This window comes from Streptomyces sp. NPDC012637 (genome assembly GCF_042954805.1).
In the GTDB taxonomy this organism is placed as follows: domain Bacteria; phylum Actinomycetota; class Actinomycetes; order Streptomycetales; family Streptomycetaceae; genus Streptomyces.
Genome location: NZ_JBIBDS010000002.1, coordinates 752,429 through 774,042, shown reverse-complemented (window position 1 = coordinate 774,042; position 21,614 = coordinate 752,429). Strand labels below are relative to the sequence as shown.

Genomic DNA, 21,614 nt, shown 5'->3' with positions numbered 1-21,614 from the left:
GGGTCTGGGCGACCCGGGCCCCAAGCGCCCTGGCAGGGGCCCTGCGGGGCTCCTGGGAGCGTGGGTGCGCCTCCGGCGTGTGGGTGCCTCCGCGCGCCCCCTGGGGGTGGACGTGCCCCGGGCGTCGGGGTGGGGCGGGGCACGGTACCTTCGGGCACCGGCCACTTCCCCGTCCCGCAGAGTGGAGTCAGACGTGAGCGTCAGCGTCAGGACGTCGACCGACGGAACCGACCCCTTCGGTACCGCACGGCTCCGCAGAGGCGTGCTCGACGCGTGGGGCGCGGGCCCGGCCCGCTTCCGGGAGGACGCCAACGCCGAGGAGGACCTCGTCCTCGGCGGCTACCGCGACCGGCTGGTGATCGAGCTCGCCCAGAACGCCTCCGACGCCGCCCGACGCGCCGGCGTCACCGGCCGGCTCCGCCTCACCCTCCACCCGGCGGACGCCGACGGCCCGGCGGTCCTGGCCGCCGCCAACACCGGCGCCCCCCTCGACGCGACGGGCGTCGAGTCGCTGTCCACCCTCCGCGCCTCCGCCAAGCGCACCGAGCGCGACACCGGCGCCGTCGGCCGATTCGGCGTCGGCTTCGCCGCCGTGCTCGCCGTCACCGACGAGCCCGCCGTCCTCGGCCGCCACGGCGGCGTCCGCTGGTCCCTCGCGGAGGCCCGCACGCTCGCCGCGGAGACCGCCCGGCACAGCCCGGGACTCGGCGACGAGCTGCGCCGCCGCGACGGCCACGTACCGCTGCTCCGGCTCCCGCTGCCCGCCGAGGGCACCGCGCCCGAGGGCTACGACACGGTCGTCGTCCTGCCGCTGCGCGACGCCGCCGCCGTCGACCTCGCCGAGCGGCTCCTCGCGGCCGTCGACGACGCCCTTCTCCTCACCCTGCCCGGTCTGACCGAGGTCGTCGTCGAGACGGCGGACGGCGCCGTCCGCACCCTCACCCGCACCGCCGAGGCCGGATACGTCCACATCGCCGACTCCGCGGCCGGACCGCGCCGCTGGCGCACCGTCAGCCACGGCGGCCCGCTCGACCCGGCCCTGCTCAAGGACCGCCCCGTCGAGGAACGCCTGCGCCCGCACTGGTCGGTCACCTGGGCCGTACCCGTGGACACGGACGGCGCGCCGCAGTTCCCGCGCACCGCGCCCGTCGTCCACGCACCGACCCCCACCGACGAGCCGCTCGGCATCCCCGCCCTGCTCATCGCCTCCTTCCCGCTGGACACCGCCCGCCGCCACCCGGCGCCCGGGCCGCTCACCGACTTCCTCGTGGAGCGGGCGGGCGACGCGTACGCCGAGCTGCTCGCCGACTGGCGGCCGGTGACCACCGGCACCCTCGACCTCGTGCCCGGCCCGCTCGGCAAGGGCGCCCTCGACGGGGCGCTGCGCGCCGCCGTCCTCGAGCGGCTGCCGCGGGTGGCGTTCCTGGCGCCGGCCGCCGCGTCCGAGGACCTGCCGGCGCTGCGGCCGATCGAGGCGGAGGTCGTCGAGGGCGCGGGCGCGGAGACCGTCGCGGTGCTCGCGGAGGTCTTCCCGACGCTGCTGCCGGCCGGCCTGGAGCGCCGTACGGAGCTGCGGACGCTCGGCGTGGGCCGGCTGCCGCTGACGGAGGCGGTCGACCGGCTCGCGGGCGTGGACCGGAGCCCGCAGTGGTGGTGGCGGCTCTACGACTCGCTCGCGGGCGTCGACCCGGACCGGCTCTCGGGCCTGCCGGTGCCGCTGATGGCCACGCAGGCCGCGGTTCCGGCGGGCGGGGCCACCGAGCACACGGAGGGCGTCGAGGACGACGCGGCCGCGGCCCCGCCCGCCGCCCGCGTCCGCACCACCATCGGCCCGCGCCAGGTGCTGCTGCCCCAGGACCACACGCCCGTCGACCTGGCGCGGCTCGGCCTGAAGGTGGCCCACCCGGACGCCGCCCACCCGATCCTGGAGAAGCTCGGCGCCGTACCGGCCACACCGCGCGCGGTGCTCACCACGCCGCAGGTACGCGCGGCGGTCGCCGCCTCCCTCGACGCGGGCGAGATCTGGGACGAGGACGCCGACGCCCTGGACGCGGACGAGCTCGCGGAGACCGTCCTCGCCCTCGTACGGGACGCGGACCTGGCCCCCGGGGACGAGCCGTGGCTGGGCGCGCTCGCGCTGCCCGACGAGGACGGGGAGCTCGCGCCGGCGGGCGAACTCGTGCTGCCCGGCTCGGCGTTCGCCTCCGTGATGCGCGAGGACGAACTCGCGTTCGTGGACGCGGAGCTGGCCGGACGCTGGGGCGAGCAGCCGCTCGCCGCGTGCGGTGTGCTCGCGGACTTCCAGCTGGTGCGGGCCGCCGACCTGGTCCTCGACCCGGACGAACTGGAGCCGCGCGAGGGTGACTTCGCGGAACCCGACGACGCGGGGCTGCTCGACGCCGTCGACGTGTGGTGCGAGGACGTCCTGGACCGGCTGCCGGAGACCCCAGTGCCGCCGGTGGCGACCGAGATCGTGGCCGTGCGGGACCTGGACCTGGTCGACGACGACGCCTGGCCGCGGGCGCTGGCCCTGCTCGCCAAGCCGCCGCTGCGGGACGCCCTCACCCAGCCCGTACGGGTGCTGCTGCCCGACGGCACGACGGAGACCGTCCGGTCGTACACCGCCTGGTGGCTGCGCGACCACCCCGTCCTCGACGGCCGCCGCCCGGCCGGCCTGCGGGCCGCCGGCACGGACCCGCTCCTCATCGGCCTCTACGACTCCGCGGACGCGACCGGCTTCGAGGACGAGCAGGTGCTGCGGGCCCTGGGCGTGCGCACCTCGGTGCCCGCGCTCCTGGACGAGCCGGGCGGCGCAGCCGAGCTCCTGGGCCGGCTCGCCGACCCGTCCCGCGAGGTGTCCGGCGCCCAGCTGCACGCCCTGTACACGGCCCTGGCCGACCTGGACCCCGAGCAGGTCACCCTGCCCGACGAGCTGCGCGCGGTCGTGGACGGCTCGCTCGTGGTGGTCGACGCGGCCGAGGCCCTGGTCGCGGACGCGCCCGACCTCCTCCCGCTCGCGGCCGGCCTCCCCCTCCTGCCGGTCGCCCCGTCCCGCGCGGCCGACCTCGCCGAGCTGTTCCAGGTACGCCGCCTGAGCGAGGCGGTGGAGGCCGAGGTCACGACGGTCGGCGAGGAACACGAGGTACCGCCGTCGGTGCACGCGCTGCTCGGTCCGGCGACCCCGGCCACGTACGTCGAGCACGAGGAACTGCGGGCCGCGGACGTCGAACTGGACTGGCGCCGCACCTCCGACGGCGTCGTCCACGCCGCCACCCTGGAGGGCGTCGCCGCTGGCCTGGCCTGGGCCGCGGGCCAGTGGCCCCGCCGCTTCGAGGTGGCGGCCCTCCTGGAAGACCCGTCACGGACGTCGGAGCTGGCCCGCGACCGCTGGTTCGACTGAGCAGCCGCCGCGAGGGAGCGGTCGGCGGCGGCATCCGCCCGGGTGCCGCCGCCGACCCCTTCCGCCCCGGGGAGCGCTCAGCGCTTGAGGGTGAAGGTGAAGTCGCCGGAGAGCCGGGTGTTCAGCCGGACCGCCGAGACGAGCTTCCCCTCCTCGATCAGCCGCTCGGTGCCGGCCCGCGAGAGGCCGCAGCCCTCGGCGATCAGCCGCACCGGCCGGACCGGGATCCGCGCCGCGAAGCGGACCGTGACGTCGATGACCTCGCGGTCCAGGTGACCGGATCCGCCGGTGTCGAGGCGCCAGGCGCCCTCCCAGTCGAGGGCGATGCGGTTGCGGCGCTGCACGACCGGATCCTGCAGCAGTTCGGCCGCCAGGCCGATGTCGTTGGCGTGCAGCCGGTCGAGGAGGTCGGGCCGGACGGAGCGCACGTTCATCCGCTCGAAGAGCGTGAGTTTCGCCGTCTCCCCGCAGCCGGTGCACAGCACGAGGATCCAGGCGTCGATGCGCTTGTGGTTGGCGTTGACGCGGAACTTGCCGTGCGCACGGAAACGTTCGGACGCGCACGTGTGGCAGCGACGGAGGACGAGGGGCAGGCAGGTGGGCATGACGACCCAGTTGTCGAGCACAGAAATACACCGGTTCCAGTGTGAGAAATCCGCAGCAAAAAGCAGCGCGGCGCAGAAGCGCGACGCGCGACCGATCAGCTCTCGGGGTGTCTCACACGGTGTACAACGGCATGTCCTTCGCCTGGACGACTGGTTCGAGCGCACGCTAGCGGCGCGACGCGAGGCCGCGCCAACGGTTTTCGCGCGCCCGGCGAACGCCGGTGGCGGGGACGGCGCTCTTCGCGCCGTCCCCGCCACCGGGTCGATGCTCGGTCAGATCTGGTACTTGTAGCGGAAGGAGCCGATCAGCTTGCAGGTGACGTGCTCGTGGTCGTTCAGGTTGACCGTGGCGTTCATCGTGCCGCCGCCGGTGGTCTCCTCGTACTGGCCGACGCCGTAGAGGATCGTCCAGGTGCCGGACGGGTAGACCGTGGTGTCCGACGTCAGCGGCGCGGTGAGGGCGTAGCTGATGACGAGCTTGTCGCCGTCGGGCTCGGCGAGGGTCGCCGTGCCCTTGATGTCCCACTTGCCGGGGATGGTCGCGGTGCAGGCCGTCTCGTCCTGCGTCCAGGTGCCGTTGGTGGTCGGGACGCCGGTGACGGTTCCGGTGCCGGTCACCTTGTAGCCGTTACAGCCGGTGGTGTCCGGGTGCGGGGTCGCGACCACCGCGTAGTTCGCGGTCTCGTCGACCTGGATCGACGGCGGGGTCGGGGTGGGGCCGGTCGCGGCGGACGCGGTGCCGGTCGTGGTGCCGAAGATCAGTGCGGCTGCGGCCGCCGCGCCTGCTATGCGCGCGGACCAGCGCTGGGCGATACGTGCCATGTTTCCCCCGTACGTATGTGTGTGCAGATGTTGTTGTCGTTCAACGGGCCCTGTGTGAAGGCGCGTTAAGGACAGCTTGGCCGAACAGGTGTGCTCCCGTCGAGCGATTCGGCCTTTTCTCGTACAGCGGGTTTGAGGGCGGCGGTCCGTACCGGAATTCGAGCCGGGGCTTGCGGGCGGGTCTGCCCCTGAGTGCCGGATGCGTACCGGAAGGGCGGGCATATCGGTTCACATGCAGCATTCGGAGAGTGACGTTAATCACAAAGCGAGCGCATGTTCATTGTTCCTTTACCAGATCAATACCTTCTAGGCTGCCTATCCACCGGCCCGGTCTGACCACCACAATCCGGTGCGGATGCTGACGTAGGGGGAAAAGAAACATGAACAACAACCTGTCGGCACTGGGGATCTCGGCGCTGGAGGAGCGTGTTTACCGGCACTTTCTCCGCAACCCCCACACCACGGCCAATGACCTCGACCTTCTCCTGCACGCCCGGCCCGCGGACACCGAGGAGGCGCTTCGGCGGCTGTGCGAGCTGGGCATGGTGCGGGTCGACGACGAGGAAGCCGGGGCGGTCGTCGCGACGGCGCCCGCCGTGGCGATACGACGCCTGATCGAGCAACAGGTCTCGGACATCCACCAGCGACTGCAGGACGTCACCCAGACCTCCCGCCTGATCCCCGCGCTCGAGGCGGAGGCCGCCGCGACCGCCGAGGAACAGCCGGGTGTCGAACGCCTGGAGACGCTGGACCAGATCCGGGGCCGCCTCGACGACCTGGCCTTCTTCACCCGCGAGCACGTCGACTCCGTCGAGCCGTACGCCCTGCTCACCCAGGAGGACATCGACTACGCCCGCCCGCTGGACCTCCGATGTCTGCGGCGCGGCGTGCAGGTGCGCAACGTGGTGCTCAGGGAGGCCACCAGAGATCCGCTCACCCTTTCCTACCTGCAGGAACTCACCCAGCACGGGGCGCGGATCAGGGTCGCGGACAGCATCGTGGAACGGATCCTGATCTTCGACCGGCAGACGGCGATCATCCCGCAGGACCCGTCCGACACCTCCCGCGGCGCCCTGCTCACCCGCGAGACCGGCCTGGTCGACAACATCCAGCGGCTGTTCGAGAAGATCTGGGACTCCTCGCTCGACCTGGCCCAGGTGGTCGCGCCGGACGAAGGCGAGCTGTCGGAGATCGAGCGGCAGGTCCTCGAGTCCATGTGCACGGTCGGCAAGGACGAGATCGGCGCCCGTGACCTCGGTGTGTCGGTACGCACCTACCGGCGCCACGTGGCCGATCTGCTGCGCACCCTCGGCGCGGCCAGCCGCGCGCACGCCGCGCTCCTCGCACGGGAGCGGCACTGGATCTAGCGTGGTGCGTCCGGGGCGTTGCCCGCCGCCGGTGGGGGCCCGTGGTCCCGCGCCGTCAGGAGCGCACTGGATCCAGCGTGGTGCGTCCGGGGCGTTGCCCGCCGCCCGGCGGGGGCCCGTGGCCCCACGCCGTCAGTAGCGCCACCGCCAGCCCCGTAACGCCGGCTCGGCGAGCACCTCCCCGAGCCGGGACCGCGCCTCCGCCGGGCCGGTCCCGGCCGCCCGGATGCGTACCGTCACCCGCTGCTCCTCGGCCACCGGCCGGCACTGCCACCGCGTCGGCAGCGCCACGAGCAGACGGACCACCGCCGTCTGCCCGGGCGGTGCCGCGGCGTCGGTGCGCTCGCCGACCAGTTCGAACCCGGCAGAGGGCTCCGGTGCCCCGGCGGCGCTCACGGCAGGAGTCCGCGGAGCGTGTCGCGGGCCCGGGCCGGGCCGAACAGCTCGGCCAGCCGGGGGAGCGCGGCCCGGACGAGCCGTTCGCCCAGAGCGGCGTCCCTGATCAGCCGGACGATCCGGTCGGCCAGTTCCGGCGCGCTGTCGCCGACGAGCACGTCCGTGCCGTCGCGCAGCCCCATGCCTTCGAAGGCGAGCGTGGTGCCGACGACCGGGCGGCCGTGCTCGAGCGCCTCGCCGACCTTGCCCTTGACGCCGGCGCCGAAACGCAGCGGCGCGGCCACCACCCGCGCCGCCGCGTACAGCGGTGCCAGGTCCGCCACCCAGCCGTGCACCGTGACCCCGTCCCCGGCCAGCGAGAGCACCGCCTCCGGCGCCGAGCTGCCGACGAGGTCGAGCTCCGCCTCCGGCACCTCCCGGCGGACCAGCGGCATCACCTCGCGCACCAGCCAGCGCGCGGCGTCCACGTTCGGCTGGTGCAGGTAGTGGCCGACGAAGAGCACCCGGGCGCCGTCCGCCGCGCCCGGCGCGGGGCCGGCCGGCGGGACGTGGATGTTGGACAGGACGCGGACGTCGGCGCCCGGGACGAGGGAGCGGAGCGCGGTCCGCTCGTCCTCCGAGACGACGAGCGTGACGTCGCAGGTGCGGGCGAGGAGCAGTTCGAGGGCCCGGCTCGTCTCGGCCTGGGCGCGCAGCGCGAACCGGTCGGTGCGGCCCTCCCGTTCGGCCAGGTCGGCGGCGCGGCCGAGCCGGCGGAAGTGGAGGTCCACCGTGTCGTAGACCACGGTGCACCGCGGTGCGTGGTCCCTGATCTCCCCCAGGAGCCGGATCGCCGGCTGGGGACGGCAGAGCAGCGCGAGCGCGATGCGGTGCCCCTGCTCCCGCAGGAACCGCAGCTGCCCGGCCGGGTCGCCGAGGACCGCGACGCCCAGCTCCTTCAGGCGCGTCGCGTACGGCACGTCGGCGCGCCCGTCCAGCGGGAAGAAGAGCACCTGGTGGCCGAGGCCCACCAGCTCCTCGACCATCCGGGACAGCCGCACCGATCCGGAGTCCTCGTCCGGGGCGGGCAGCCGCTGGTCGACGACGAGCACGAGGTCCGCCGTCCGCGGGGATCCGTCGGTCATGGTCGTGGTTCCCCCCGGCCCCTCAGCCCGCGAACAGCACGGTGATCAGGGCGCTGTCCAGGCCCTTGAACGCCTCGGCCCAGGGACCGTGCTCGCGGTGGGCGGCGACCAGCCGGCCGGCCCGCTCGGAGACGGCCCGCGGGTCCTCGCCGGGCAGCACGGCGGGCAGCGCGCCGATGCCGTCGAGGATCATGACGAGGAGGACGGTCGACTCGTCCGGCCCGCCGTCGGCCTCCCCGGTGACCGCGGCACGGACGCGGGCCACGACGGACGCCTCGTACGAGGTGTCCTCGGCCGGCCAGGAGCTGGTGCGGATGAGGCCCAGGAACCGTCCTTCCTGTCGGCGCACCAGACCGCGGTCGGTCAGTGCCTCCATCAGGGGCTCCCAGCAGGCGTGTCCGATGTTCTCCGCGGCCCAGGCCAGCTTCCGGTCCTTCGCGGTGAGCAGGGACAGGGCACGGTCGAGCGTCGCGTCGCCGGTGGGGGCGGCGTCCAGGACCACCGGCCGGGCGTCCTTCGGGTCGCCTTCCGGGCGGTCGACGGCCACCCGGCCGGCGCGGACCAGGTCGAGCAGGACGGCGCTGCCCACCGCGCGGTGACGGCGGCCGAGGTCGACCGTGCTCCGTCCCGAGGTGTCGTCGAGGAGCAGCAGGGCGAGGTCCTGGGCAAGAGCGGACACGGGTGCCTCTTTCGCTAGGTGCTGGGTGTGCGTACGGAGTCGGGGCGGGTCGGACGGGTGCGGTGAGCGGCGGCGCGGGTCAGACGGGGCGCTGCAGCGCCCGCTCGCGGCGGGTCGCCATGACGGAGCCGGATTCGCGGCGGGCCATGCGGCGCAGCACCACCGGCGCGATCAGCAGGCCGGCCACCGCCCAGACGCCGAGCACGCCGACCGTCTCGGCGTGGCGCCAGGACCCGCCGATCTCGGCGGCCACCGCGGAGTCGGGGAGGAGGGCGGAGCGGGCGGCCAGGCCGATCCAGTACAGCGGGAAGACCTCGGCCAGGTGCTGGACCCAGACGGGCAGTTGGGAGGCCGGATAGAAGATCCCGGAGACGGAGGCGAGCCCGAACAGCGGCAGCATCACCAGGCCGAGGTTGCGCGGGCTCTCGATCAGCGAGCCGAGGACCGCGCCGACCGGGAGCATGGCGAGCAGCCCCAGCGGCAGCACCCAGGCGAGGGCGGCCCAGAGCCCGGGGTCGGCCGCGGAGACGTCCGGCAGCACGACGATGCCGGTCAACGCGACCACGGCGCAGGCGGACAGGACGGTGCCCGAGACGGAGACCAGCTTGCCGACGAGGTAGGCCGGCATGCCGTGGGGGAGCGCCTTGAGCCGCAGCAGGGTGCCGTCCTGGCGCTCGACGATCAGCTGCTGGGTCAGGCCGAGCATGCCGTTGAAGGCGACGCACATGCTCATCAGGCTGGGCAGGAGGAAGCCGGCGACGGTCATGCCGGTGTCGGCCAGTTGCTCGTCGCGCAGCATGTACAGGGGGGCGAGCAGGCCGACCAGCCAGACGAGGTTGGCGGCCAGGTCCTGCTTGGTGGTGGCGATCTGGTGCAGTTCGCGGCCGCCTCGGCGCACCCCTTCGCGCAGCACGTGGCGGGCGCTCATCGCACCGCTCCTTCGAAGAGCCGCGCCGCTCGGTCGGAGCGGCCGGCCTCGGCCTCCCTGACGGTGGTCAGATAGACCTCCTCCAGGCCGCCCCGCCGGACGTCCAGGTCGTGCACGTCGTCTCCGTTCTCCTGGAACAGCCTGCGGACGAACCCGGTGACGTCCGTGGTCCGCCGGCGGTGGGCGGTGCCGCCGGCCGTCCAGCCGACCTCGGCCTCGGCACCGACCCGCCGGGTGAGCTCGTCGACCGTCCCCTGCGCGACGATCCGGCCGCCGACGAGGATGAGGACGCGGTCGGCGAGCTTCTGGGCCTCCTGCAGGTCGTGCGTGGTCAGCAGGATCGTGTTCCCCGCCCCGGCCAGGGCCCGCACCAGGTCGTGGAACTCCTGCCGGGCCTCCGGGTCGAAGCCGACCGTGGGCTCGTCGAGGAAGAGCACCTCCGGCCGGCCGAGCACGCCGATCGCGATGTCGAGGCGGCGGCGCTGGCCGCCGGAAAGGCTGGAGATCCGCCGCTGTTCGAGGCCGTCGAGCCCGACCAGGGCCAGCAGCTCGTCGACGTCCCACGGCTTCGGGTGCGCGGGGGTGGAGTAGGGGGCGTAGAACCCGGCGAAGTGGCGCAGCAGTTCGGCCACCCGCCACTTGCCGTGGTCCCGCCAGGACTGGAGCACGATGCCCAGGCGGGATCGCCAGAGCTCGTCGCCCTCGGCGGGGTCGGTGTCCAGGACCCGTACCGTGCCGGAGGACCGGGCGCGGAAGCCCTCGAGGATCTCGACGGTGGTGCTCTTGCCCGCGCCGTTGGGGCCGAGCAGGGCGACGACCTCGCCCTGGTGCACCTGGAAGTCCACTCCGCGCAGCACCTCGTGGCTGCCGTACCGCATGCGCAGGTCACGCACGTCGACGACCGGCGGTGCGGCGTCCGGCCGTACGGGGGAGCCCGTCGCCGGGTCGACGACCGGCGGTGTGACCGCTGAGGGTGCGGCCGTCGAGGGGGTGACCGCTGAGGGTGCGAACGCCGAGGGTGCGGTCGCCGGCGGTGCGGGAGAGCCTGTCGCCTGTTGTGTCGTCGTCACCGCTGTTCCTCCCGTACGTCGTCCCTGTGCCGTGCGTGTTCCTGGTGGCCCGGTCCGCCCGGTCCGGCCTGTCCGTTCCGTCTGCCCCGTCGGCCCTGGAGTTCCGTCCGGCGGGCGAGTGCCGCCTCCACGACGTCGGCGGCCGCGCGGGCGCCGCCCGCCGCGGCGGCCTCGGCCCGGAGGGCGGACAGCCGGGAGGGGACCGAGTCGTCGGCGAGCAGGTCGCGTACCGCTTCGGTGAGCGCCTGTTCGTCGGCGGCGTCCGGCCCGGCCGCCGAGAGGGTGCGCAGCACCCGTCCCACGCCGAGTGCCGAGACCCGTTCGGCCGTCACGAACTGCTCCACGGCCTGGGGCAGTACGACGAGCGGGACGCCGTGCGCGAGCCCTTCGAGCACGCTGCCGGTGCCGCCCGCCGTGAGGAACACGTCGGTGTGGCGGAGCACGCGCTGCTGCGGCACCCAGGTGTGGACCTCGACGCCCTCTTCGCCTGCCAGGTCGCCCAGTTCGGCGGTGGTGGCGGGGTGGCCGGTGGCGACGACCACGTGCCGGTCGTCGCCGAGTCCGCGCAGGGCGCGGACGCACGTCCGGAAGACGTCGGTGCGCCGGTTGTACGTCGTGCCGAGCGACACCAGGGCGCAGCGACGGCCGGGGCGCGGCGGGGCCCAGTCGCCGTCCGTGCGGCGCGGACCGCCGACCGGGCCGACGAAGACGTGCCGCCCGCTGATCTCCTCCGCCCGGAACTGCAGCGACCGCGGCATGGCCACCACGCACGGCACGGTGCCGTCCAGTGCCGCCCGGCCCGCGCCGACGGCCGGGCCGGCCACCGCGTCGGGGAAGGCGTGGGTGGGCGAGAACTGCACCTCCGCCGCGCCCCAGCGGCGGGCGAGCAGCGGCGCGCAGCCCGTCACCGTGTCGTACACGACGAGTTCGGGCACGTCCTGCGCGTAGGCCTCGGCGAGCTGGGGCAGCGCCGTGCGGCACTCCCGGTCGAAGGCGGCCACGGCGAGGGTGCCGTCGTCCTCGGCGGGGATCCAGTCGCCGGCGCCGCCGCGGGCCGAAGGGAAGCCGGAGCGGTAGCCGACCGCCGTGGCGCCGGCCTCCTCGACGAGCGGGGCGAAGTCCTCGCCGGTGGCGAAGGTGACGCGGTGGCCGCGGGCCTTCAGCTCGGTCGCCAGGCCGAGCATCGGGTTCACGTGTCCGTGCAGGGGCACGGACATCAGGGCGATGTGCGCGCCCGTGGGGACCTGCATGAACGGCTCCTCTCGCGGTGGGACGGGGACGGTCTGTAGGGGACCGCCTGCGCGGTCGGTGTGCGGGGTGGGGATGCGGGGTTGGTCTGCGGGTCGGGTGGTGGGGAGGGGGTCAGCCGGCTCCGGGTCCGGGCGGGTTCGCGGCCTCCGCGATGGCCCTCAGGTGGGCGAGGTGGGCGGTGAGCGCGGTGCGGCCTTCGGGAGTGAGGGCGATCCAGGCCCGGGTGCGGGAGCCGAGCGGCTCCTTGGTGAGCTTCACGTACCCGGCCGCCTGCAGGATCTTGAGCTGCTTGCTGAGCACCGAGTCGCTCAGGCCGAGCTCGTCCCGTACGACGGAGAAGGCGAGCGAGTCCACCGGTGCGAGCATCGAGCAGATCCGCAGCCGGTTGATCGGGTGGATCACCTCGTCGAACTCCGGCTCGCTCACGCCTTCAGCTCCTCTGCGACGGCGTGGTCCACCCGGCGGCCCGCGACGACCGTGCCGGCCAGGGCCAGCAGCCCGCACACCGCCATCGACCAGCGCAGGTCCGCGCCCCATTCCAGGGCCAGGCCGATGCCGATCAGCGCGATGACGAACGGGCCGTAGAAGGCCGAGATCCGCCGGGCGCCGGGGGTGGCGTGGAAGCGGTCGAGCGAGACGCCGGTGGCCCGGGCCGCGGCCGTCGTCACGAGCAGGGGGCCGAGGCCGATGCCGAGGATGACGCCGTACGGGATGAGGTCCCAGTCGATGCTCACCGAGGCGAAGGCGAACAGCAGGCAGCCGCCGATGGCCGGGTAGTACCAGCCCGGGGCCGCGGCCCGTGCCACCGTGTTCGCGCGGTCCGCTCCGGCCTGTTCGAGGGCGCGGCGCGCCTCTTCGGAATCCATGACTCTCCTTCCCGTCGGGCGGTGGGTGCGAGGGCCTTTCCCTGTTGCGATCCGCCCCTTTCCATAGTGGAAAGAGTAGCCTTCTGTTTCCATGGTGGCAAGAGAGTGGTGACCGCTCGTCGCCCCGTCCGCCGCGCTCACTGGCTGACCGTCAGTTCGTCGCTCAGCCGGCCCTGTTCGATGTTTCCCAGGGCGACGACGGTCTCCGTGGCGGGTACGAAGAGGTGTGCGGCGGCAGCCGCCACCTCGTCGCCCGTCACCGTGTCGAGCAGCTGCGGCCGGCCGATCACCCAGTCCAGGCCGCGCCCGGACCCCGTGGTGTGCCGCAGCGCGTCCGCGAGGAGACCCGGCGAGTCGAAGGCCGACAGCAACTGGGCCGCGCAGTACCGCCGTACGGTGTCCAGCTCGTCCCGCCCCGGCGGGGCGGCGGCCAGGGCGGCGGCCTCCTCGGCCACGTCACGCACGGCCCGCGCCGCCTCCGCCCGGGGCGCGGTGATCCGGACCAGCGCCCGCGCCCGGCCGGCGACGACGTCCCGGCCCGCCAGCATCACGTGCCCGGCGCGGCCGAGCCGACGGCAGCGTTCGGCGAGCCGGGCGCCGTAGTGACCGCCGAACAGCGCGGTGGTCAGATAGCGGGCCGGCAGGTCCGGGGCGCCGTCCGGCTCGGGCGCGCAGAGCGTCAGCGCGACGGTGTCGCCGGCCGCGGGCTCGCGCAGCACCAGAACGGTGGGGGAGGCCGCGCCGGAGCCGGAGCCGGAGCCGGTTTCGGTGCCGGTTCCGCTGGGCGGTTCCGGCGTGGCGGCGGACGCCGGCCAGGGGCGCAGGGCGGCGGCGGCCTGCTCGGCGGACCGCTCCGGGTCCACGTCCCCGACGACGACGAACACCGCGTCGCGGGGCGAGAGCATCCGGGCGTGCAGGTCGGCGGGAGCGAGCGGCTCCGCCGTCGCCCCGCCCAGCCAGTGCAGCCGCAGCGCCCGGTCCATCCGCTGCTCGGGGGAGAGCCGCGGCGCGGCTGCGAGGGCGGACGCGGGGAAGGCGTCCGGGAACCGTGGTGGGGCGAGCAGGTCGGCCACGACGCGGAGGAGTTCGCCGTACGCCTCGCGCGGCGCCCACGCGCTGATGTCGGCCCACTGGCCGCCGGTCGCGAGCCCGAGCCGTCCGCCCAGCCGGCGGACGCGCGCCGACGCCCCCGTAGCGGCGTCCGCGTGGCGCAGCAGCCAGGCGGCCTCCGCGGGCCTGCGCCAGCCGTCGGGGCCGAGCGGGACCCGCAGCCGCACCTCCACCTGGCCGGCCCGCCGGTCCGGTACGGCGAGGATCCGCAGCCCGCCGTCGGCCGAGGTCTCCACGGCACCGTCGAGGCGCGGCCCGGCCGCCGGGCCGGACGAGGGCAGCGGGCGCGGACCGCGCGACGTCCGGGCGAGCGCCTCGGGGCCCCGCCGGCCCTGCGGCCCGTGTCCGGAGGGTGCGTCACCCACGGACCCCATGGACCCCATGGACCCCACGGGCGCTACGGACTCGACGGGCGTCACGGACTCGACGGGTGCTATGGACTCGACGGGCGTCACGGACTTGACGGGCGCTACGGACTCGACGGGCGTCACGGATTCCACGGGCGCCTCGGGCCCGGCGGTCGTCTCGGACCCCTGGGCCGCCTCGGATGCCGCGGTCGCCTCGGGCCCCACGGCCGTCTCGGGCTTCGCGGGCGCCCCGGCCGTGGCCGGTCCCTTACCTTCGATCGTGGCCGGTCCCGTGCCCTCGGTCGCGGCCGGTCCCATGCCCTCGGGTTCTCCGCCGAGCACCAGGATCGCGCGGGCCGCGGACGCCAGTTCGGCGGCGGCCTCGGCGAGGTCGGCAGGGGTGACCGACGCGACCAGGTCCGGAAGTTCGTCGACGAGTTCCGGGCGGCCGAAGAGGAGTTCCGTACGGCCCAGGGCCCGGCAGCGCTGCTGGAGGTCCGCGTGGTCGCGGTGGAGGCGTGCGGCGAGCGAACGGGCCGCGTCCGCGGCGCTCTCGCCCACCGTCCGCGCGTCGCCGAGGCGGGCCCAGAACGTGGTGAGCCGGCCGAGGAACGCGTCCGCGGTCAGGTCCGGCGGCAGCACCGAGGTGACCACCAGGGCGTCCGGGCCCCGGACGTCGAGCGGCCCGAAGAAGCCGCAGGAGGCGCTCACCGGCGCCCCGGCCTCGACGGCCGCCGTCTGCTGCGCCAGCTCCGCGAGCACCATGCGGGCCACGTACGCCTCCGGCCGCACCGACGGGTCCGGCAGCCGGTGGCCCACCGCGACCGCGGTGCGCGGCACGCGCGGGTCCGCGCGGTGCAGCACGCGGTCCTCGGTCAGCGGCGGCTCGTCCAGCGGCGGTGCGGCGGCGGCGGTCCGGCCCGGTACGTCTCCGAAGTGCCGTTCCACCAGCGGCCAGACGTCCTCGGCCGGGTGCGGTCCGAGGACCGTGAGGACGGCGTTCGACGGCGTGTAGTACGCCTCGAAGAAGTCCGCGCAGTCCTCGACGGTGACCCGGGCGAGCCGCCGCGCGTCGCCGTAGCCGTCGTGCGCGCTGGCGAAGCGGCTGAACATGACCTGGGGCAGCAGCGGCCACGGCAGCCCGCCGTACGGCCTGCCGTCCCTCATCTGCTCGATCTCCCGTGCCACCTCGCTGAGTTGGGCGGCCAGCTGGTCGGGGACGAAGCGGGGCGCCCGCATCCGGTCCGCCTCGCGGAACAGCGCCTGCTCCAGGGACCCGGCGGGCACGGTCTGGAAGTAGTCGGTGTAGTCCTGGTGCGTGGTGCCGTTGGCGGCGCCCGCGACCGGGTGCAGCGCGTCGTAGAAGGCGCCGTCCGGGAGGCTCTCGCTGCCGCGGAACATCAGGTGCTCGAAGAGGTGCGCCATGCCCTCCTGGCCGGGCCGCTCCGCACGGAAGCCCACGCCGTAGTGCACGGCGACGGCCGTGCGCGGGGTGGGCCAGTGCGGAGCGACGACGACCCGCAGCCCGTTGGGCAGCGTGCGCCGGTGCGGACCGCCGGCCCGCGCCGGACGAGGGATGGTCATGTACGTGCTCCTGGCAGGGGATCGGGACGGGGAGGTCGAAGCGGGGGCCGGGTCAGCGGTCGGCTGCCGGGAGTCCGAGGTCGAGCAGGAACGTGGCGAAGCCCGTGTACTTCTCGAAGTTCCGCTCGTCCCAGCCGACATAGGCGGTGTAGTCGTGCAGGTGCAGCAGGACGCGCAGGGCCGCCAGCGACGACCAGTCGTCGCCGAGGCTCCGCCCGTAGCCCTCGAACAGCGCGTCGAGCAGCTTCGGCCAGGCGGGTCCGCTGTCGCCGCGGTACCACTTGAGCTCGACGAGCTCGCCGAGCGTCCAGCCCAGGTCCCAGTACCAGGGGGCGAGGCACAGGTCCTCGCCGACCAGCATGTCCGCCTCGCCCGGTGCGCCCTCCGCGGGCACGAGCGAGCCGAGCGCCGCCGCCCCGTGGCACGGCACCCGGTCGGCGTCCGCGGCGATCCGCTCGCACAGTCCGTGCAGCCGCGCCATCCGCGACTCCCCGAGCCGGGGCCGCAGCAGGGTCTCCGCGTACGCCGCGCGCGGCTGGGGGGAGCGGCCCGCCAGCCAGTCGGTGAACCGCACCAGGCCCCGCGGCAGCGGTCCCGGGGTCACGGCTCCCGTCGGCAGGGGCGTGTCGTGGAGGGTCCGCAGCGCGGCGCCGAGGCCGCGCAGAGCGTCCGCCAGTTCGTCGTCCGGGCCGTGGTACAGCAGCCGGCCGGCGGCCGACTCGGGGCCGCGGACCCGGTAGATGCGCCCCTCGCCGTCGGCCGTCGGCGTCCCCGGCGCCCACCGTACGGAGGCGTCGCCGCCGTCCAGGAGGCGGCGCACCGCATCCGTGGCGGGGGCCGCATCGGTGAGGGGGGCCGAATCCGTGACGGGGGCCGCATCCGTGAGGGGGGCCGCGAACGGGGCGGGGGCCAGCGCGCCCGGTCGCCGCTCCCAGACGTAGCGGCCCGCGCCGGTGCCCGCCGCCCCGCCCGTCACCCGGGTGCGCAGCAGCCCGGTGCCGAACTCCCGGAGGTGCGGGCCGCCGCCGGGCTCCGCCGACTCGCGCCCGGCCGTGACCGTGTCCGCACCGGTAGCCGTAGCCATGGCCGGACCGGTAGCCATGCCCGGACCGGTAGCCATGCCCGGATCCGTAGCCATGCCCGGATCCGTAGCCGTGTCGGCGCCCGTAGCCGCATCCGTGACCGGACCCGTGACCGTGTCCGTGCCGTTCATCGCCCTGCCTCCGCCCTCTGCTCCTGCTCCTGCTCCGTACGCACCGGCGCGCCGGACAGCGCGCCCGCGCCGTCGGCCGTCATGGCCTCGTACGAGGCGGTCGCCGGGCGCAGGCGCTCGCGTTCCGCCCTGCGGTCCTCGATCCGCCGCACCACGTCGCTCACCGGCGGCGGCACCCAGCCGTCCTCGCGCCCGGTGGTCAGGCTGTAGCCCGGCACCGGGGGCACCAGGACGACGTTCGGGCGGCTCGCGAGTTCCGCCCAGTGCCGGCGGAAGGCCGGGCTGTCGAACCCACCGGGCGGCAGCGACGGTGCGACCGCCACCAGCGCGTCGGTGCACTGGAGGGCGAGGAGTGCCGGGGTGTCGGCGAGGCCGAGGGCGAGGCGCGCGGTGAAGTGGAAGGTCGCCGGGTAGACGAGGACGGCCTCGGCCCACTGCGCGTACTCGACGTGCCGGGCCTCGTCGCACTCCTCCCAGGCGTCGGTGTCCACCGGGCCGTCGGCGCGCAGGCCGAGCGACAGCGGTGTCACGAAGCGCTGGGCGCTGCGGCTCATCACCACGCGCACGGTCAGTCCGGGGTATCCCTGGCGCAGCCAGGTCAGCCACTGGGGCAGACCGGCCGCCGTCGTCGAGCCGGTGACGACGAGGAGCAGCCGGCGGATCCCGAAGGGCGGCACGACCAGCGCGTCCGCGGTGGCATCCGGGGCGCCTCCTCGCGCTTCCGGGGCGCCCTCTCGCGCTTCCGGAGTGCTTCCGCGCGCCGGCCCCGCCTGTTCCGGCTGCGTCATGACGTGGCCACCAGAGGGATGAGCCGCTCCAGCTCGCGGAGGGCGGCGGTGCCCCCGTACGTCATCGCGACGCCGGTGACGTTGAGCACGATCTCGTCGACGCCCGCGTCGGTGAACTCGCGCAGCCGGTCGCGTACTTCGCTCTCGTCCCCGAAGAGGAAGGCACCGCCGCCGGCGAGGGCCTTCGCGCTCTCCTCGGGGGACTTGCGCATGTCGACGCCGATGCCGGAGCGGCGGAGCATGTCGGCGTAGTGCGGCAGGCTCATGTGGCCGGCGTTGCTGGCGAGCGCCAGCTTGGCCGCGTCGCGCTCCGGCCCGTCCAGGGCCACGGGGACGATCGCCACGACCCGCGGCACCGGTCGGTCCGCCTTGTCCGCCCCGGCGCGCAGCGCGGGGACGACCGTGTCGCGCAGATAGCCGGCCGGGGTCAGCCAGGTGATGGCCGCGTCGGCCAGCTCGCCGGCGAGTTCCGCCATGCGCGGCCGCAGCACCCCGAGGCCGATGCGGACCTCGGGCAGCGGCTGCCGCGGCAGGGCGGCGTTGCAGGTGTAGAACTCGCCCTCGTGGGCGGCCTTTCCCTCGGTGAGCAGGCCGCGCAGGATCGTCACGTAGTCCCGCACCGCGCCGAGCTGGCTGCGGTAGGGCGCGCCGAGGATGCTGCGCTGCAGGACCGCGGCACCGGGACCGTACCCGGCGATCACCGAGTGTCCGGTGGCCGCCGCCAGGCTCTGCGCCCGCAGCGCCGCGTCGTACGGGTGGCAGAAGGGCATCAGCGACACCGACGTGCCCACCGGCACGCGGAAGCCGCTGGCCGCCGCGTGCACGAACGCCTGGTGGGTGTCGCTGACCGTGCCCTGGCCCTGCCAGAGCCGGACCGCGCTGCTCCACTGCGCGAGCGCGGCGAACGGCAGCAGCTGCTCGGGCCGGGTCGGGACGAACGGGACGAGGAAGGAGACGTCCGTCATGCCGCGGCCCCCGTCCCGACGACCAGCATCTGGCCGTGCACGAGCCGCGCGTAGGCGGGGCAGTCGGCCATCAGCGTCGTGTGGTCGCCCTCGCCGACCGTGCGGCCGTCCTCGAGGACGATCACGTGGTCGGCGTGCTGCACGGTGGAGATCCGGTGGGCGACGACGAGCATGGCGCGCTCCTGCGAGAGTTCGTCCACGAGGTCGCGCAGCTTCTGCTCGTTGATGCTGTCCAGGTGCGACGACGGCTCGTCGAGCAGCACCAGGTCGGCGCCGGTGAGCATGGCGCGCGCGAGGGCGAGACGCTGGCGCTGTCCGCCGGAGAGGTCGACGGCGCCGGCCAGTACGGTGTCCAGGCCGCGCGGCCCGCCGCGGAACTCCTCGGCGAGGCCCACCCGGTCGAGGACTCGCCACAGTTCCTCGTCGGAGACCGACGAGGGGTCGCGGCCGAGGGTGAGGTTGGCCCGGATGGAGTCCTGGATCAGGGTCGAGGACTGGTCGACGTACGCCATGCGGCCGCGCAGGCCGGCCAGCGGCCAGTCCGCGACGTCGCGCCCGAAGACCTCGACGGTGCCGCTGTCCGCGGCGGCGAACCGCTGCATCAGCTCCAGGCTGGTGGTCTTCCCGGAACCGGAGAGGCCGACCAGCGCGGTCAGGCCGCGCGCCGGGACGCGGAAGTCCGCGCCGCGCAGCACGGGCCCCTCGCCGTAGCCGAAGTGGACCTGCTCGAAGCGGACGGCGGGCACGGCCTGCCCGTCGGAGGAGGACGAGGAGGAGGCCGAGGACGAGGAGGAGGGCGTGAGCGGGTGCTCGCGGTCCCTGTCCTGCTCCTGCTCGCGGGCGAAAAGCGAGGTGAACCGGTCGCGCGCGACGTTGCCCATGCGCAGTGCGGTCACCGCGGACGCGATCATCATCAGCGGTCCGGTCAGCTGGAGCAGATAGAGCAGGAACGCCACGAAGTCGGCGAGCGACAGCTTGCCGTCGAGCATCCGGGCGCCACCGCCGGTGATCACCGCGACCAGCGCGATCTGCTGACCCAGCGTCATGACCGGCATCATCAGGGCTTCCATGCGCGCGGCGGCGATCTCCCGTCGCGCCACCTCGCCGGCCTTCTCGGCCAGGTCGTCGCCGACCTGCCGCTCCGCCCGGTACGCCTTGATGACCTTCACGGCGTCGGCGGCGGCGACGTAGCGCTGCGCCAGGCCGCTGGTGGCCTCCTGCACCGCGGTGTAGCTGTGCCGGAGCCCCTTGACCACGGCGAAGATCAGCGCCGCGGCGGCCAGGAACGCGCCGAGGGTCACCACGAGCAGCACGCCGTCGATGAACCCCATGATCACGAGCGTGCCCACGGTGGTCAGCGCGGCCATGGGCAGCTGGACCGGGCCCGCGTCGACGAGCTTCTTCACCCGGGCGGTGTCCGCGGTGATGCGGGAGACCAGGTTGCCGCTGCCCTCCTGCCGGATGTCGGCGACCCGCATGCCCAGGGTGTGCCGCATGGTGCGCACGCGCAGCCGGCAGATCATCTGCTGGCCGAGCCGGGCCAGGAGGAACGTGGCGCCGGCGCCGGCCAGCGCGGAGCCCAGACCGAGCCCGACGAGCAGCCAGGTGTAGCCGTTCAGGCCGTCGCTGCCGAGCGAGGCGATGAGCTTGCCGACCGCCCAGGGCAGCAGCAGCGTGGAGGCCGTGGAGAGCAGGGCCAGGAGGGCGATGACCACGAGCCGGCTGTAGCGGCCGGCGGCCAGCTCCCGCATGATCCGGAAGTCCCGGTCGTCGGCCGGGGCCGGGGTCGCGGCGGGTGCCGCCGTGCGCGTCGTCGTGCGGTCAGCCACGGTCGCCGCCCTTCTCCCGGTACGCGTCCGCCGATCCGGGGGTGACCGGACCCGGGCGGGGCGTCAGTTCCACCAGGGAGCGCGGACCCTTGACCGGTCCGCGCCACGTGATGTCGAACCCGGCCCGGTCGCAGAGCAGCTCCAGGTCCGCGACCGAGCGGGACGGCGCGGGCATCATCGAGCGGTACTGCAGCTCGACCGCGGGCCCGCCGGCCGGCATGGCCACGTCCGCGAGGAGGACCTTGCCTCCGGGGCCCGCCGCCTCGCGGCAGCGCTCCAGGATGCGTACGGCGTCGTCGTCCGACCAGTCGGCGAGGATCGCGGAGAGCAGGTAGACGTCGAAGCCCTTGGGCAGCGGGTCGAAGAAGCTGCCGACGACGGCGGTGGCGCGGTCGGCGACGTCACTGCGCGCGAACCGGGCGCCGGCCTGCTCGGCGACGTGTCGGAGGTCGACGAGGGTGCCGTGCAGATGCGGGTGGGCCCGGAGCAGGCCGATCAGGATCGCGCCGAGGTGGCCGCCCACGTCCGCCACGGTGCCGACGCCGCTCCAGTCGTAGGCCTCCACGATGTGCTGCGCGCCCCAGCCGAGCGGCTGCTCCTGGGCGGCGTCCGCGGTGAGGGCCTGCTCGGCCCATTCCTCGGTGAAGGACGGGTCGTTGTTGACGGTCTCCCAGTAGCCGCCGCCGGGGATGGCCGCGTGCGCGGGCTCGCCGGTCCTGACGGTGTGGTCGAGGCGGAGCAGGGACTGCGCGCCCCACCCGATCATGCTGTCGTTGCGGAGCACCCGGCGGAGGCCGGTGGGGTGGTCGCTCAGCAGCGGTTCGCCGAGCGGAGTCAGCGCGAAGTGCCGCTCTCCGGCGTCGACTTCGTCGTCCGGGCCGTCGCCGCCCGTCGCGGTCAGCAGGCCGATGTCGGTGAGGTGCCGCAGCAGCGCGTCCATGACGTCGGGCTGGGCGTCCGCGGCGCGGGCGATCCCGGCGGACGTGGTCGCGCCGGCCCGGATGTGGTCCGCGACGCCGAGCGTGGCGGCGGCACGGATGGCGGCCGGGGTCAGCAGGTCCGCCAGGGACATCAGTTTCTCGTAGGGCCGGGGGTCCGCCATCTTTCGCCGCCTCGGGGTAGGAAGTTGGGAGGTGGGGCGTGGGGGGGGGGGGGGGCCGCCCCCCCCCCCCCCGGGGCGCCCCCCGAGCCGGGGAGCCCCCCGCCGACCAAGCGGTTGGGTAGCCCCGAACCCACAAAAAACATATTTATGCCCCCCAACCCCCCCACC

18 protein-coding genes are annotated in these 21,614 nt (G+C 74.8%); 2 read left to right on the top strand and 16 right to left on the bottom strand.

Annotated features, from left to right (window positions below; all coding sequences use genetic code 11):
• The first annotated feature begins 181 nt into the window (after positions 1 to 181).
• A complete protein-coding gene (locus ACFY8W_RS11675; protein WP_391103260.1) occupies positions 182 to 3,400 on the top strand; it encodes a sacsin N-terminal ATP-binding-like domain-containing protein in 3,219 nt (1,072 codons plus the stop codon).
• Between the two features lie 77 nt (positions 3,401 to 3,477).
• Here ACFY8W_RS11675 and ACFY8W_RS11670 read toward each other — a convergent pair whose 3' ends face one another.
• Together ACFY8W_RS11670 and ACFY8W_RS11665 are read right to left on the bottom strand one after the other, a co-directional pair.
• The gene (locus ACFY8W_RS11670) at positions 3,478 to 4,026 is read right to left on the bottom strand and encodes a DUF1062 domain-containing protein (RefSeq protein WP_391103258.1); all 549 of its coding nucleotides are present in this window, start codon (positions 4,024 to 4,026) and stop codon (positions 3,478 to 3,480) included.
• Between the two features lie 252 nt (positions 4,027 to 4,278).
• Positions 4,279 to 4,827 (bottom strand): hypothetical protein, encoded by a 549-nt coding sequence (locus ACFY8W_RS11665; protein WP_391103255.1) that lies wholly within the window; start codon positions 4,825 to 4,827, stop codon positions 4,279 to 4,281.
• A 380-nt stretch (positions 4,828 to 5,207) separates the two neighbouring features.
• On the opposite strand from ACFY8W_RS11665, the gene ACFY8W_RS11660 reads away from it, so the two are divergent.
• Positions 5,208 to 6,194 (top strand): helix-turn-helix transcriptional regulator, encoded by a 987-nt coding sequence (locus tag ACFY8W_RS11660; RefSeq protein ID WP_391103253.1) that lies wholly within the window; start codon positions 5,208 to 5,210, stop codon positions 6,192 to 6,194.
• A gap of 132 nt (positions 6,195 to 6,326) precedes the next feature.
• Here ACFY8W_RS11660 and ACFY8W_RS11655 read toward each other — a convergent pair whose 3' ends face one another.
• The 14 genes from ACFY8W_RS11655 to ACFY8W_RS11590 form a co-directional block, all read right to left on the bottom strand.
• The gene (locus ACFY8W_RS11655; RefSeq protein ID WP_391103251.1) at positions 6,327 to 6,590 is read right to left on the bottom strand and encodes a hypothetical protein; all 264 of its coding nucleotides are present in this window, start codon (positions 6,588 to 6,590) and stop codon (positions 6,327 to 6,329) included.
• Complete coding sequence (locus tag ACFY8W_RS11650; RefSeq protein WP_391103249.1) at positions 6,587 to 7,714, bottom strand: glycosyltransferase; 1,128 nt, start codon at positions 7,712 to 7,714, stop codon at positions 6,587 to 6,589. The genes ACFY8W_RS11655 and ACFY8W_RS11650 overlap by 4 nt, the downstream gene beginning before the upstream one ends.
• A gap of 22 nt (positions 7,715 to 7,736) precedes the next feature.
• Positions 7,737 to 8,393: a GPP34 family phosphoprotein gene (locus tag ACFY8W_RS11645; protein WP_391103247.1), complete on the bottom strand. Its 657-nt coding sequence runs from the start codon at positions 8,391 to 8,393 to the stop codon at positions 7,737 to 7,739.
• A 79-nt stretch (positions 8,394 to 8,472) separates the two neighbouring features.
• Positions 8,473 to 9,321 (bottom strand): ABC transporter permease, encoded by an 849-nt coding sequence (locus ACFY8W_RS11640; protein WP_391103245.1) that lies wholly within the window; start codon positions 9,319 to 9,321, stop codon positions 8,473 to 8,475.
• On the bottom strand, positions 9,318 to 10,199 hold the full coding sequence (locus tag ACFY8W_RS11635) for an ATP-binding cassette domain-containing protein (protein WP_391103891.1): 882 nt from the start codon (positions 10,197 to 10,199) through the stop codon (positions 9,318 to 9,320). The genes ACFY8W_RS11640 and ACFY8W_RS11635 overlap by 4 nt, the downstream gene beginning before the upstream one ends.
• Before the next feature lie 188 nt (positions 10,200 to 10,387).
• Positions 10,388 to 11,641, bottom strand: a complete 1,254-nt coding sequence (locus ACFY8W_RS11630; protein ID WP_391103243.1) for a nucleotide disphospho-sugar-binding domain-containing protein — start codon at positions 11,639 to 11,641, stop codon at positions 10,388 to 10,390.
• A gap of 112 nt (positions 11,642 to 11,753) precedes the next feature.
• Positions 11,754 to 12,068 carry a transcriptional regulator gene (locus ACFY8W_RS11625; RefSeq protein ID WP_391103241.1) on the bottom strand — a complete coding sequence of 105 codons (315 nt, stop codon included), beginning with the start codon at positions 12,066 to 12,068 and terminating at the stop codon, positions 11,754 to 11,756.
• Positions 12,065 to 12,508: a hypothetical protein gene (locus ACFY8W_RS11620; protein WP_391103239.1), complete on the bottom strand. Its 444-nt coding sequence runs from the start codon at positions 12,506 to 12,508 to the stop codon at positions 12,065 to 12,067. The genes ACFY8W_RS11625 and ACFY8W_RS11620 overlap by 4 nt, the downstream gene beginning before the upstream one ends.
• 137 nt (positions 12,509 to 12,645) lie before the next feature.
• Entirely contained in the window at positions 12,646 to 15,549 is a 2,904-nt protein-coding gene (locus tag ACFY8W_RS11615) for an insulinase family protein (RefSeq protein WP_391103237.1), read from the bottom strand.
• Between the two features lie 52 nt (positions 15,550 to 15,601).
• Positions 15,602 to 16,633, bottom strand: a complete 1,032-nt coding sequence (locus tag ACFY8W_RS11610; RefSeq protein ID WP_391103235.1) for a hypothetical protein — start codon at positions 16,631 to 16,633, stop codon at positions 15,602 to 15,604.
• Positions 16,634 to 16,758: 125 nt separating this feature from the next.
• Positions 16,759 to 17,550 (bottom strand): flavoprotein, encoded by a 792-nt coding sequence (locus tag ACFY8W_RS11605; protein ID WP_391103233.1) that lies wholly within the window; start codon positions 17,548 to 17,550, stop codon positions 16,759 to 16,761.
• The gene (locus ACFY8W_RS11600) at positions 17,547 to 18,515 is read right to left on the bottom strand and encodes an LLM class flavin-dependent oxidoreductase (protein WP_391103231.1); all 969 of its coding nucleotides are present in this window, start codon (positions 18,513 to 18,515) and stop codon (positions 17,547 to 17,549) included. Before ACFY8W_RS11600 ends, ACFY8W_RS11605 begins: the two co-directional genes overlap by 4 nt.
• A complete protein-coding gene (locus tag ACFY8W_RS11595; protein ID WP_391103229.1) occupies positions 18,512 to 20,344 on the bottom strand; it encodes an ABC transporter transmembrane domain-containing protein in 1,833 nt (610 codons plus the stop codon). The genes ACFY8W_RS11600 and ACFY8W_RS11595 overlap by 4 nt, the downstream gene beginning before the upstream one ends.
• Positions 20,337 to 21,446, bottom strand: coding sequence for a methyltransferase (locus ACFY8W_RS11590; RefSeq protein ID WP_391103227.1), 1,110 nt, complete (start codon positions 21,444 to 21,446; stop codon positions 20,337 to 20,339). Before ACFY8W_RS11590 ends, ACFY8W_RS11595 begins: the two co-directional genes overlap by 8 nt.
• Between the last annotated feature and the right edge of the window lie 168 nt (positions 21,447 to 21,614).

Bases quoted from the DNA above. Each gene is read 5' to 3' on its own strand.
- ACFY8W_RS11630 (WP_391103243.1), bottom strand. From the start codon at position 11,641: ATGCAGGTCCCCACGGGCGCGCACATCGCCCTGATGTCCGTGCCCCTG.
- ACFY8W_RS11635 (WP_391103891.1), bottom strand. From the start codon at position 10,199: ATGCGGTACGGCAGCCACGAGGTGCTGCGCGGAGTGGACTTCCAGGTG.
- ACFY8W_RS11600 (WP_391103231.1), bottom strand. From the start codon at position 18,515: ATGACGGACGTCTCCTTCCTCGTCCCGTTCGTCCCGACCCGGCCCGAG.
- ACFY8W_RS11615 (WP_391103237.1), bottom strand. From the start codon at position 15,549: ATGACCATCCCTCGTCCGGCGCGGGCCGGCGGTCCGCACCGGCGCACG.
- ACFY8W_RS11610 (WP_391103235.1), bottom strand. From the start codon at position 16,633: ATGGCTACGGCTACCGGTGCGGACACGGTCACGGCCGGGCGCGAGTCG.
- ACFY8W_RS11605 (WP_391103233.1), bottom strand. From the start codon at position 17,550: ATGACGCAGCCGGAACAGGCGGGGCCGGCGCGCGGAAGCACTCCGGAA.
- ACFY8W_RS11650 (WP_391103249.1), bottom strand. From the start codon at position 7,714: ATGACCGACGGATCCCCGCGGACGGCGGACCTCGTGCTCGTCGTCGAC.
- ACFY8W_RS11660 (WP_391103253.1), top strand. From the start codon at position 5,208: ATGAACAACAACCTGTCGGCACTGGGGATCTCGGCGCTGGAGGAGCGT.
- ACFY8W_RS11640 (WP_391103245.1), bottom strand. From the start codon at position 9,321: ATGAGCGCCCGCCACGTGCTGCGCGAAGGGGTGCGCCGAGGCGGCCGC.
- ACFY8W_RS11665 (WP_391103255.1), bottom strand. From the start codon at position 4,827: ATGGCACGTATCGCCCAGCGCTGGTCCGCGCGCATAGCAGGCGCGGCG.
- ACFY8W_RS11620 (WP_391103239.1), bottom strand. From the start codon at position 12,508: ATGGATTCCGAAGAGGCGCGCCGCGCCCTCGAACAGGCCGGAGCGGAC.
- ACFY8W_RS11590 (WP_391103227.1), bottom strand. From the start codon at position 21,446: ATGGCGGACCCCCGGCCCTACGAGAAACTGATGTCCCTGGCGGACCTG.